At 47.3% G+C, this 11803-nt stretch carries 11 protein-coding genes; 7 read left to right on the top strand and 4 right to left on the bottom strand.

The features are described 5' to 3' along the window. Positions 1 to 8: 8 nt before the first annotated feature. Positions 9 to 659 carry a CoA transferase subunit A gene (locus ACXAD4_RS18945; RefSeq protein ID WP_317522932.1) on the top strand — a complete coding sequence of 217 codons (651 nt, stop codon included), beginning with the start codon at positions 9 to 11 and terminating at the stop codon, positions 657 to 659. 2 nt (positions 660 to 661) lie between these two features. Continuing rightward, positions 662 to 1345, top strand: a complete 684-nt coding sequence (locus ACXAD4_RS18950) for a 3-oxoacid CoA-transferase subunit B (RefSeq protein WP_475243392.1) — start codon at positions 662 to 664, stop codon at positions 1343 to 1345. 232 nt (positions 1346 to 1577) lie between these two features. Here the strand turns inward: ACXAD4_RS18950 and phaC are convergent, their stop codons facing one another. From phaC to ACXAD4_RS18970, 4 genes are all read right to left on the bottom strand, one after another. Next, positions 1578 to 3386, bottom strand: a complete 1809-nt coding sequence (gene phaC, locus ACXAD4_RS18955; RefSeq protein WP_475243393.1) for a class I poly(R)-hydroxyalkanoic acid synthase — start codon at positions 3384 to 3386, stop codon at positions 1578 to 1580. 68 nt (positions 3387 to 3454) lie between these two features. Then, complete coding sequence (locus tag ACXAD4_RS18960; RefSeq protein WP_107296912.1) at positions 3455 to 3802, bottom strand: phasin family protein; 348 nt, start codon at positions 3800 to 3802, stop codon at positions 3455 to 3457. 79 nt (positions 3803 to 3881) lie between these two features. After that, a complete protein-coding gene (locus ACXAD4_RS18965) occupies positions 3882 to 5090 on the bottom strand; it encodes an acetyl-CoA C-acetyltransferase (RefSeq protein WP_475243394.1) in 1209 nt (402 codons plus the stop codon). A gap of 38 nt (positions 5091 to 5128) precedes the next feature. Beyond that, a complete protein-coding gene (locus ACXAD4_RS18970; protein WP_107296914.1) occupies positions 5129 to 5869 on the bottom strand; it encodes an SDR family oxidoreductase in 741 nt (246 codons plus the stop codon). Positions 5870 to 6439: 570 nt separating this feature from the next. Here ACXAD4_RS18970 and ACXAD4_RS18975 point away from each other — a divergent pair. From ACXAD4_RS18975 to ACXAD4_RS18995, 5 genes are read left to right on the top strand one after another with little or no spacing between them, the layout of a single operon-like run. Beyond that, positions 6440 to 7396 (top strand): AAA family ATPase, encoded by a 957-nt coding sequence (locus ACXAD4_RS18975; protein ID WP_475243395.1) that lies wholly within the window; start codon positions 6440 to 6442, stop codon positions 7394 to 7396. After that, positions 7393 to 8376, top strand: coding sequence for a DUF58 domain-containing protein (locus tag ACXAD4_RS18980; protein WP_475243396.1), 984 nt, complete (start codon positions 7393 to 7395; stop codon positions 8374 to 8376). The genes ACXAD4_RS18975 and ACXAD4_RS18980 overlap by 4 nt, the downstream gene beginning before the upstream one ends. After that, complete coding sequence (locus ACXAD4_RS18985; protein ID WP_475243397.1) at positions 8369 to 8875, top strand: DUF4381 domain-containing protein; 507 nt, start codon at positions 8369 to 8371, stop codon at positions 8873 to 8875. Before ACXAD4_RS18980 ends, ACXAD4_RS18985 begins: the two co-directional genes overlap by 8 nt. After that, a complete protein-coding gene (locus tag ACXAD4_RS18990) occupies positions 8868 to 9833 on the top strand; it encodes a vWA domain-containing protein (RefSeq protein WP_475243398.1) in 966 nt (321 codons plus the stop codon). Before ACXAD4_RS18985 ends, ACXAD4_RS18990 begins: the two co-directional genes overlap by 8 nt. After that, positions 9826 to 11793, top strand: a complete 1968-nt coding sequence (locus tag ACXAD4_RS18995) for a vWA domain-containing protein (protein ID WP_475243399.1) — start codon at positions 9826 to 9828, stop codon at positions 11791 to 11793. Before ACXAD4_RS18990 ends, ACXAD4_RS18995 begins: the two co-directional genes overlap by 8 nt. Positions 11794 to 11803: the final 10 nt, after the last annotated feature.

Below are 11803 nucleotides of genomic sequence, written 5' to 3' on the forward strand. Positions count from 1 at the left end.
AGCACAAGATGAAAAAATCTATTTCAGCCAATGAGATCGCCAACCTACTCCGCGATGATATGACCATCATGATCGGTGGCTTTATGGCAAACGGCGCACCTGAAGGGCTTATTGATATCATTCTTGAGTCTGATATTAAAAATATCACATTGATCACTACAGACACCGGAACACCTGAGTCAGGTTCTGGCCGCCTGATCAAAGCCAAGCGTATCAAGAAGCTCTATGCCTCCCACATCGGTACCAATCCTGAAACTGGCGCACAGATGAACAGTGGCGAGCTGGATGTTGAACTCGTACCACAAGGCACCTTAGCCGAACGTATTCGTGCGGCAGGCGCGGGCCTTGGTGGTGTATTGACACCCACTGGCCTCGGCACGCTGGTCGCTGAATCCAAGCAGGTGATTCAAGTCGATGGCAAAGACTTCCTGCTGGAAAAACCGCTGCACGCTGACCTTGCTCTGATCCGCGGCTCTGTGGTCGATACCAAAGGCAACACCGTCTACAAAGGCACTACACAAAACTTCAATCCGCTTATGGCCACAGCTGCTGATACCGTCATTATTGAAGCGGCAAGCTTGGTCAATGCTGGTGACATTGCCCCTGAGGCGGTGCATACACCAGGGCTGTTCATTGATCATATTTACCAAGGAGCCTAACCATGACAATTCAACGAGAAAAGCATCAGATCCGACGCATGATTGCATGGCGTGTTGCTCAAGAGCTTCATGATGGCGACGTGGTCAACCTAGGTATCGGGCTACCTAGCCTAGTAGCCAATGAGACTTCATCGGATATCGAAATTCTGCTACAGGCCGAGAATGGCCTTATAGGCATCGGTGAAATGCCAGATGAGGCTAACATTGACCCTGATCTAGTCAATGCCGGTGGCCAACCTATTACCGCCACAACAGGCGCATGTACTTTCCACAGTGCGGATTCATTTACCATCATCCGTGGTGGCCACGTTGATGCAACGGTACTGGGTGCACTCCAAGTTGACCAGTTCGGTAATTTAGCCAACTGGATCATCCCAGGAAAAATGGTTCCTGGCATGGGTGGAGCCATGGATCTTGTGGTCGGTGCCAAGAAGGTTATCGTTGCTATGGAGCACACCGTCAAAGGGAAACCTAAGCTACTCAAACACTGCTCGTTACCGCTTACTGCGGCCAACCAGGTTGATCTGATTGTAACAGAGCTAGGCGTCATCAAAATCACCGAGCAAGGGATGGTGTTGACTGAACTGGCACCGGGCACCACCATTGATGAAATTCAGGCAGCAACAGAAGCAGAATTGATTATCTCTCCTGATTTGAAAGCGATGCCGATCCCAAGCGATCTTTAGTATCAACACTCCTAGCCTAAAACAACACCGAGAGCTCATTCATAAATGACTCTCGGTGTTTTGTTATCTGAGACAGTGTCCATACATCATTCTTACTAGCACGAGCACTCTGAACCCGTCACCTTGCGCAAACAAAGTCCATTACCAAACTAGTCGATAACAGCATGGTTTTGAAAAGCATAAAAAAAGCCAACGCATAAGCGTTGGCTTCATTCGCAGAGGTATCGCTGAATTAAGCTTCTTCTGGTTGACCTTGCAACACGTTAGACACTTCAATCGGCAACTTCTGCATCACATAATCGCCAGGGGCTGCACATTTTACTGGATAGTTATCACTACCAGCGGAGCGCGCATCAACGACCTCGGCCTCTTCGAAGCCTGCCATCCACTCGTTCCAGTGACCCCACCAAGAGCCTTCTTGGCGTTTAGCCCCTTTCAGCCATGTTTCAGGCTCAGCCGAGGACTTATCATTGGTCCAGAAGCCATACTTGTTCTTGGCTGGATGGTTAACAATACCTGCAATGTGACCTGACTCGCCCAGTACAAACGTGGACTTGCCACCTAGCTTGCGAGCTCCACGGTAAGTACCCTGCCACAGCGCAATGTGATCTTCCTGGGTTGATATGAAATAGGTTGGGATCTTGATCTTCGCCAGATCAATATATACCCCACCCACTTTAAACCCTTTAGGATCAACAAGACGATTTTCCAGATAGAACTGACGCAGCAGTGTACTGTGACACGCTACAGCAACATTGGTGCTATCACCGTTCCAGTACAGCAAATCAAAATCGATTGGGCTGTTACCTTTCAGGTAGTTGTTGATGTAGTAGTTCCAGTACAGACTGTTTTCACGTAGCAAGCTGAATGTAACGCTCAGTGAACGACCATCCATATACCCTTTTGCTTCGTTCTGCGCTTCAATGGCCGAAATGATCGGATCATTGATGTAAGCACCGATTTCTCCTGGCTGAGAGAAATCTAGCAGCGTGGTAAAGAATGTCGCTGACTTAATACGGCTGCGCATACGCTTAGCAGAGTAGTAAGCCAACGCAGTCGCTAGCAGCGTACCACCAATACAATAACCGGCTGCATTGATTTGCTTTTCACCCGTGATGTCTTCAATAACATCAACCGCTTTAACGACCCCATCAACAACATAGTTGTCAAAGTCGACATCGTACATGCTGGCATCAGGGTTACGCCAAGACATCATAAATACAGTATGTCCCTGCTCCACCAGCCAACGGACCATGGAATTCTTCTCACGAAGATCCAAGATGTAGTACTTGTTGATAAATGGCGGCACGATCAACAGCGGTGTCGCGTTCACTTTTTCAGTCAGCGGCTTGTATTGAATCAGTTCGAACAGGTGGTTCTTGTAGACAACATCACCGGCGGTGTTTGCCACATTCTCACCTAGCTGGAAAGCCGCATCATTGGTCATGCGGATTTTCAATACATCAGCACTTGACTGCATGTCTTGCTGAAGCAACTCCATCCCTTTAATCAGGTTTTCACCATTACTTTCAACCGTCAGCTTCGCCAGCTCAGGGTTGGTGGTGATAAAGTTGGTCGGTGACAATGCATTGATCGCCTGACGCGAAAAGAATCCCAAACGCTCTTTCGCCTTCTCATCAAGCCCTTCAATCGACTCGATGGACTCTTTCATCTTATTGCTAAACAGCAAATAAGATTGCTTGATATAGTTGTAAAACGCCTCATTTTCCCATGCAGGGTCCGTAAAACGCTTATCATCTTTTTCGGGCTGAATAAAATCTGACGTATCGCCATTTTTCATGACGACATTTTGCCAAATCTTCATTTGATTTTCCCACCAGTCCATTTGCAATTCGGCAATGACGGCTGGCTGCGCTGATGCTTTTTCGATGAACTTGGTCGTATCTTCCAAGCTAACTTCATTGAGCGCTTTATTAAGGGGGGTATTCATGGCTGCCTTGCCTGAATCCAGCTCCTTCCACCACATCTGGTTCATTTCTTGGAGCTTGGCAAAGTAGTCCGAAAAAAAGTTCTGGTTCATGCCAATGACCTCTAATTTTGGACTAAAAATGCCGCCCCGGAGCGGGGGCGGCAGAGTGGTCATTTTGATTAAGCTGGAGTGACTTGCTTTACGTTTTCAGCAACTAGCTCTTCAACTTCAGACTTGAAAGACTGAGCGATTGCAGTGAACTTGTTGCTGTCATCGATTAGCTGCTGAGAAAGCTTAGTCAATGTTTCTAGCTGCTGGCTGTTGTAAGCAGCAAATGACTGAACGTCTTTTACTTCGCTAACAGCTTTTAGCTGAGATAGGCCTAGGTCGCTGTATGCGCGAACGGCTGCAAGCTGAAGCTCAGTTAGGTCTTCAACGTTCTTAGTGAACAACTTGTTGAACTTAACGTATGGTGCTAGTGATTTTTCAGTCTGCTCTGAGAAAGATTTAAACATTTCCGTATACATAGCTTGTTTCCTTCATTTAAAGAATGATTGAGTACCTGTGCCATGGTGAATACAGGTACTGTTTAGCTTTACAATTGAATTAGACGCTCTTCAGTACAACTGCTGTACCCATACCACCACCAACACACAACGTGGCTAGGCCATGCTCTGTGCCGCGACGGCGCATTTCGTGAAGAAGGCTGACAATAATACGGTTACCTGAAGCACCCAGTGGGTGACCCAGTGCAATCGCACCACCATTTACATTGGAACGCTCGGCCAGATCTTCGACTTGAGATCCTAGCTCGTCGGCCAATTCATGTAGTACACCTAGTGCCTGACCCGCAAACGCTTCATTGAACTCGAACAGACCAACATCAGCGATGTTTAGCTCAGCTTTGTCCAATGCTTTAACCACAGCAGGAACCGGACCTAGGCCCATTACCTCTGGAGCAATACCCGCTTGGGCATAGCTTTCAATTTCAGCTAGCGGCGTTAGGCCATATTTTTCAACAGCAGCTTCTGAAGCAACAATAATTGCACTGGCACCATCGTTGATACCTGACGCATTACCTGCTGTGACAGAGCCACCTTCTTTTTTGAATGCTGGGCGAAGTTTCGCCAAGCCTTCAATACTTGCGTCCGCCTTTGGATACTCATCGGTATCTACAACACTGGTTTTTCTGCGCACAGTCACTTCTACAGGTGCAATCTCACCTGCAAACTTGCCTTGTTCGATAGCAGCCACTGCTTTTTGCTGGCTGGCCAGTGCAAAGTTGTCTTGTTGCTCACGAGTAAGGCCCACTTTGGCAACAACGTTTTCAGCTGTTACACCCATGTGATACTTATTGAAGACATCGGTCAGACCGTCAGAGATTAGAAGGTCATCCAGGCTCAGAGAGCCCATTTTCTGACCATCACGAATCGTTGCTGGTGCACAGAATGGAATCTGTGACATATTTTCTGCACCAGCCGCAACAACAAGTTCAGCATCGCCTGCTTTGATATGAGCAGCAGCATCCATTACCGCTTTCATACCCGAGCCACATACCATATTTAGGCTGTATGCTGGTACTTCCTGAGGGACGCCAGCATAAATGGCAGCCTGACGGCCAGGCCCCATACCTTGTCCAGCACCAATAACATTACCAAGAATAACTTCATCAAGGTTTGCAGGGTCAACCCTTGCTTCTTCCAATGCTGCTTTAATTGCGACAGCAGCAAGTTGAGAAGCAGAAACTGATTTCAGCGCACCATTGAAACTACCGATAGGCGTACGTTTAGCCGCAACGATATATACTTTTGACATGATTTTTTGCGTCCTTTCGAAATTCAGAAATTAAACCATTAGTGCATGTACAAGCCGCCGTTCACAGACAGTGTTTCGCCTGTGATGTAAGCAGCAGCATCGCTCGCCAAGAAAGTTACCGCCGCTGCAACTTCAGCAGGAGCAGCAAGGCGCTTCATTGGGATTTCAGCTTTAATGCTATCGAGTACTTCTGGCTTAATTGCTTCTACCATTGGCGTACCGGTGTAGCCTGGGGCAATGGCATTAACAGTAACACCAGAGCGTGCACCTTCTGCTGCCAATGCTTTAGTGAAGCCGATCATCCCTGCTTTAGCAGCAGAGTAGTTCGCCTGACCAAACTGACCTTTAAGACCATTTACTGAGGAAATATTAATCACACGTGAATTACCGTGTTCGCACATTGAAGCAAATAGCGGCTGAGTAACGTTAAACAAACTGTTCAGGTTTGTTGTAATAACATCACCCCACTGCTCTTTTGACATGCGCTTGAATGTTGTATCACGTGTAATACCAGCGTTATTGACAAGCACGTCAATGTTACCTTCCTCTTGCAACAATGTTGCCAATGCTTCTGCACAATAATCAGCATCTGTAACATCTAGCGGGAACAAACGAACCTGCTCTTCTGAATAATTATTCTCTTTAAACCATTCTTTAGCTTTGGCTTCACCGCTTGGGAAATATGTGGCAATCACACGAAAACCCGCATCCACCAATCCTTTAGTGATCGCTGAACCAATACCACCTTTTGCACCAGTTACTAATGCTTTTTTACTCATTACAGAAGACTCCATTCCATCTTTATGATGACTTACCATCCTTATATCTCAAATACTTATAAGCATTTTATCAATAAGGACCACTAACCAACGTAGACTGTTTATTCAGCCTTATTTTTAATCTTGTTGCATCCTAGCGAGTGAAAAAGACACTTAGGTGACTTTTACATTGCACGAATATTATAAGAACACATGCACATAGCAATATCAACACGGAGTATCAATGGTCGTACCAATATTCCTGCATAGAATCACGCTAAACCGCAAAACCAAGACTAACCTTTAAATGTGTCACTAATGTTAACTTTTATAAGCATAATAGGTGCCAAGTTTTATATAAGCGAAAACAATGATATAGAATGAGGTAATAGCTAAATTTTGACTGTTATTTGTGCAAGGTTGCACTGCAAAAGTGCATCAATAATCACTATTATTAAGAAGTCTGACCTGTTGTAGAAATGAATAAAAAGGCTAGAAAATCACCACCTACACCTTAGCGCTGAACTAAAGCCATCAATTTGAGTCTTAATTTTCATATTTGACTGTTTCATTTAAGGAAAATAGCACCCCATGTTGACAACGACTTTCCAACGCCTTCAATCTCACCTGAACACTCAGGTCATCGGTCAACCAAATCTTGTTAAACAGTTAATGATCGCTCTACTTGCAGACGGCCATATCTTGGTTGAAGGGCCTCCTGGTTTGGCTAAGACACGAGCTGTAAAAGTGTTATCTGATAGTATTGAGGGGAATTTCCACCGCATTCAATTTACCCCGGATCTCTTGCCTGCCGATTTAACAGGCACTGACATTTTCCGTCCCGAAACAGGGGATTTTACATTCCAGCCCGGTCCAATCTTCAATGCCTTGTTGCTTGCCGATGAGATCAACCGCGCACCGGCAAAAGTACAAGCCGCGATGTTAGAAGCAATGGCTGAAAAGCAAATCACCGCAGGGCGTAAAACCTATCAATTACCTGAACTGTTTTTGGTCATGGCGACCCAAAACCCTATTGAGCAAGAAGGGACCTATCCGCTGCCAGAGGCTCAGTTGGATCGATTTCTACTTCAACTCAACGTTGAATACCCAGACGAATCCAGCGAACTGGAAATTCTGCGACTGAATAGAGGTGAAGCATTAGGGATCACAGCACAAGAGCAAGTACAAATTACGCAAGAAGAGATCTTTTCGGCCCGTAAAGAAGTGCTCAACATCCATATGGCTGAGGAAGTGGAGCAATACATCATTCGCTTGGTCATGGCGACGCGTCACCCATCCAAATACAGCGAGCAACTTGCTAGTTGGTTACAAATGGGGGTTAGCCCGCGTGCAACACTTGCTCTTGACCGCTGTGCCCGTGCCCATGCTTGGCTTAACGGCAGGGATTTTGTCACACCTGAAGATGTACAGCTGATGGCTTATCCCGTGCTGCGTCACCGCTTGCTTCTTAGTTATGAAGCCCAAGCTGAAGCTGTCGCTCCGGATACTATTATCGAGCAGCTAGTCTCACAGGTTGCTTGCGCATGAACTCACAGGATTTAACTCCAACACTCCCTGCTCACAGTGATGGTGTTAACCTCTGCCTGGCTGAATTACTGCAATACAAAAACCAGTCAGTAAGATGGTTACCCCCTGCACAAAGTGTCTGGTCACAGCTAAATGGCCAGCACCAAAGCCGTCACAAAGGGCGCGGAATGAATTTCGCCGAAGTACGCCCTTATCAGGCAGGAGATGATATTCGCGCCATTGACTGGCGCGTTACTGCTCGTACCGGTAAAACGCATACCAAGCTGTTCACCGAAGAGCGCGAGCAACCGGTGATGCTATTGATCGATGTCAGCCCAAGCATGAAGTTCGGCACCCAGCTGCTGTTGAAGTCTGTCCAAGCGGCCCATTTTTCAAGCTTGCTCAGTTGGCTGGCTGTTAGTGAGCAAGACCGGATTGGAGCCATCGTGTTTAACGGTAACCGCCTGTACGAATGCAAACCTACCGCTCGTCAGCAAGGGCCATTAACAGTCATCAACGCCATCATTGCTGCCCACCAAGAAAGTGGGAGTGTTGAATGTGATAATGACGAATTCGATGGCAAGCGCCTGAACTTCTCCGATGCCTTGAAGCACCTACACCACCTTTGTCCTAAGGGGAGTGAAATCATCATACTTAGTGATTTCTATCAATTGCAGGACAAAGACAAACGCCGCTTAAGCCAGCTGCGCCAACACAACCGGCTTCAGTTCGTCCAACTCTTTGACCCATTAGAGTTGGGGCAAACTACATTCAATGGCATTGAGTTTGTCACCGATGACGAGCAGGCAACTTGGCTAGACTTTTCCGCAAAAAGTACCCGTGAAAGCCTGAGCACTCAGTACCAGCAGCATCAACAATTCATTCAGGAAATGTGCAAAAGCCTCGCTATACCATTGCACCACTTGTCTGCCGCCCAAACCTTAATGGAGCAATTGGGCCATTCCGGTTTCAAAACCTATAAAGGAGGGGAAAATGACTGAAGCAACAACACTACCGACGCTTCCCCTTGCAGATATTCATCTACCTGATGCTCCGGGAGTTTGGCCATTGGCATGGGGGTGGTGGGTTGCCATCTTGCTCACTTGTATTGCAATAGCTTTTTTGGTGATGGCTTTCAAGAAACAGCGACGTTACAACCTTGCCAGACGGGAAGCCTTACAACACCTAGCAACGTTGAAATCACCCGAGCATTTCAATCAAGTTAACTTGCTATTGCGTCAGGTGGCAATGTCTTACCATTCAAGAGAATACGTAGCGGGTTTGACCGGTCAATCGTGGCTTTCGTTCCTCGATCAGCATCTGGAACAAAAGGATCAAGGTTTTACCCGTCTGAAAGATACTTGGCAGCAAGGGTTATTCTCCCCAACCCCGTTAGAAAAAGAACAATTTGCTATGTGTTACCAACAAGCAAAAAATTGGATCCGCAAGGCCAAGTTCAATGTCTTGCCGGAAGTATCCAAGGAGTCTGGTAATGTTTGAATTTACTTGGCTCTGGGCTTTCACGCTGCTCCCATTACCTGCAGCCGTGTATTTCTTAAGCAAACCCAAAGCTCAGCCTTCGGCTATCAGGCTGCCCAAGTTACCTGATGGACTCGGACAGAAAGCCAAAGTTAGCCGTTGGTTAGTTGCTCTCATGGCAGTGGCATGGGTGTGTTTGATCGGTGCGTTATCACGTCCGGTCTGGTACGGCGATCCGATAGAGATCAACCCAGATCACCGGGATATGATGCTCGCAGTCGATTTATCAGGATCGATGTCGATCAAAGATATGATCACCGAAGACGGTGCAGCCATTGACCGCCTAACGGCTGTTAAGGATGTGCTGCATCAGTTCATCGGTAAGCGTAGTGGCGATCGTCTCGGGCTGGTTTTATTTGCCAACCATGCCTATCTGCAAACACCACTGACCTTTGACCGAGATACCGTCCAGCAACAACTCGACCGTACTGTTTTAGGGCTTATCGGTCAAAGTACCGCTATTGGTGAGGGGCTGGGTATCGCGACCAAGACCTTCATTGATAGTGAAGCACCACAGCGAGTGATTGTGTTGCTGAGTGACGGTGCCAATACAGCCGGTGTCATTGAGCCTTTGGAAGCTGCTGAACTCGCTGCCCGCAGTGATGTCACCATTTATACCGTTGGTGTCGGTGCTGAAGAGATGGAGCAACGCACCTTCTTCTCTACCCGCACGGTTAACCCTTCCCACGATCTCGATGAGAGGATGCTAACCCGCATTGCGGAAATGACTGGCGGACAATACTTCCGTGCCAGAAACCCGCAAGAGTTAGAGCAAATTTATCAGATGATTGACCAGCTAGAGCCTATCAATACCGCCCAGCAGACTTGGCGGCCTCGTCAGGAGCTATTCCGATTCCCCTTGGCTCTGTCTCTGTTGTTGTCAATCGTTATTGTTGTTATGAGAAAGCGTAATGGTTAGTTTTACATTTCTATATCCATATTGGCTAATCGCTCTGTTGCCATTGCTGATGATCTTGCCTTGGTTAGCCAAGAAGAAACACAAGCAAGGGCTTATCGCACCGCACTTGGCCGAAAAACTAGGGCTATCAACTAAAGCTCAATCTCGGGCTACCTTGCCAGCCCTGGGTATCCTCTGGACTCTCGCTGTTATCTCACTTGCAGGCCCAAGCTGGCAGAAATCACCAATTCCTGCTTTTAGCCTCTCTGGAGCCCGGGTCTTGGTCATGGATATGTCTCGTTCCATGTATGCCGACGACATTGTGCCGAATCGCCTTAGTCAAGCCCGCTTCAAGGCACTTGATCTCCTGCCCGGTTGGAAAGAAGGCAGCACCGGCTTGGTCACTTATGCGGCAGATGGCTATATTGTCAGTCCATTAACGAAAGACAGCTCGACGTTAGCCAACCTTATCCCTCACCTCTCCCCTGAAATCATGCCTATCCAGGGAAGTAATGCTGCAGCAGGTATCCAGGAAGCCATCAACCTGCTTAAGCAAGCTGGCCACCAGCAAGGGGATATCATATTGATCACAGATGGTCTCAGCCAAAAAGAAAGTCGAGATAGCAAAAAGCTACTGGGTGAGAATCAGTATCGTCTTTCTATCTTAGGTATCGGGACAACTGATGGTGCTCCAATTAGGCTGCCAGACGGGACGCTACTGACTAATAGCAACGGTAAAACTGTCATCGATAAGCTGGAAGTCGCTCCTCTGCGTGAGTTAACTCGCTTAACTGGTGGAGTGTTCCAACTATCCCAACCTACCGACCTTGATATCGAAACACTCATCAAGGCTACAGAGAAACCTATCAGCAACAATAACAGCGATGCCAGCAAAGAGCTCGAGGAGCGCATCAATGGTGGCTTCTGGCTATTGCTTCCTATTGCCTTTCTTGCATTACTTGGCTTCCGACGTGGCGTTGTTATCGCTGCCGTATTGATGATCACTCCTGTTGATGATGCTTTCGCAGCGCCCTTGTCTTCTCCATTTTCTAATAGTGACAATTTGGGCTATGAGCTATTCCAACAGGATAAGTTTGCCGAAGCGGCAGAGCAATTTTCCTCTCCAGAATGGCGTGGTGTCGCGCAATATAGAGCAGGTGACTTTGAAGGGGCGATAGAATCTCTCTCGCCGCTCTCTGATGAACAGTCCCAGTACAATCTTGCCAATGCCTATGCACAAAGTGGTGATTTAGACCGGGCTGAATCTCTATATCAATTGATTCTGGATAAGAACCCGGATCATCAAGATGCTCAGAAAAATCTGTCCATAGTCCAATCCCTCGAGCAACAGCAAGAGAAGCAAGAACAGAGCCAGCAGCAAGATGGCCAACAGCAGAGCGAGCAGCAATCAGAGCAAGCTCAGAACCAATCTCAGGGGCAACGGCAGCCCCAAGATAATTCATCTCAGAATGGGAAAAACCAGTCGCAAGACAATCACCAAGATCAGCAACAGGAGCAACCAGGAGAAAATTCTGACTCTGAACAAGGCCAAGATCAAAATCAACCAGGTGGTTCACAGCAACAGAGCCAACAAACTCAAACTGGTCAGCAAAGTGAACAAAATGGTCAGCAGCAGAATGATCAGCATTCAGGGCAAGCTCAGAGTCAATCCAATAATGACCAGAGTGATGCGATGAACCAACAACAGGCTCAATCTTCTGGAGAGCAACAACAATCAAATGAAGAGTCTTCAGCACAATCATCACAAGCTGGGGATAGCAATGACGAACCAGAAGAAAACAACGCCAGTGCTTTAACAGGTTCACAAGGCCAAGAAACGCCAGACAGCGTTACCGCCAGTGATCCTGTTCTGAAGAAATTAGAGCAGGTGCCGAATGACACCAGTGCCTTGATCCGCGCTCAGCTTATCTTACAGGCTAGAGAGAAGCAGGCACCTGAAGCAACAGATAACTCTTGGTAAATATATGATT

This window comes from Photobacterium sp. AWH4_225, from assembly GCF_056158405.1.

Excerpts from the sequence above, each read along its gene's own strand:
- ACXAD4_RS18950 (WP_475243392.1), top strand. The coding sequence starts at position 662 with ATGACAATTCAACGAGAAAAGCATCAGATCCGACGCATGATTGCATGG.
- ACXAD4_RS18965 (WP_475243394.1), bottom strand. The coding sequence starts at position 5,090 with ATGTCAAAAGTATATATCGTTGCGGCTAAACGTACGCCTATCGGTAGT.
- ACXAD4_RS18960 (WP_107296912.1), bottom strand. The coding sequence starts at position 3,802 with ATGTATACGGAAATGTTTAAATCTTTCTCAGAGCAGACTGAAAAATCA.
- phaC (WP_475243393.1), bottom strand. The coding sequence starts at position 3,386 with ATGAACCAGAACTTTTTTTCGGACTACTTTGCCAAGCTCCAAGAAATG.
- ACXAD4_RS18990 (WP_475243398.1), top strand. The coding sequence starts at position 8,868 with ATGTTTGAATTTACTTGGCTCTGGGCTTTCACGCTGCTCCCATTACCT.
- ACXAD4_RS18975 (WP_475243395.1), top strand. The coding sequence starts at position 6,440 with ATGTTGACAACGACTTTCCAACGCCTTCAATCTCACCTGAACACTCAG.
- ACXAD4_RS18945 (WP_317522932.1), top strand. The coding sequence starts at position 9 with ATGAAAAAATCTATTTCAGCCAATGAGATCGCCAACCTACTCCGCGAT.
- ACXAD4_RS18985 (WP_475243397.1), top strand. The coding sequence starts at position 8,369 with ATGACTGAAGCAACAACACTACCGACGCTTCCCCTTGCAGATATTCAT.
- ACXAD4_RS18980 (WP_475243396.1), top strand. The coding sequence starts at position 7,393 with ATGAACTCACAGGATTTAACTCCAACACTCCCTGCTCACAGTGATGGT.
- ACXAD4_RS18970 (WP_107296914.1), bottom strand. The coding sequence starts at position 5,869 with ATGAGTAAAAAAGCATTAGTAACTGGTGCAAAAGGTGGTATTGGTTCA.
- ACXAD4_RS18995 (WP_475243399.1), top strand. The coding sequence starts at position 9,826 with ATGGTTAGTTTTACATTTCTATATCCATATTGGCTAATCGCTCTGTTG.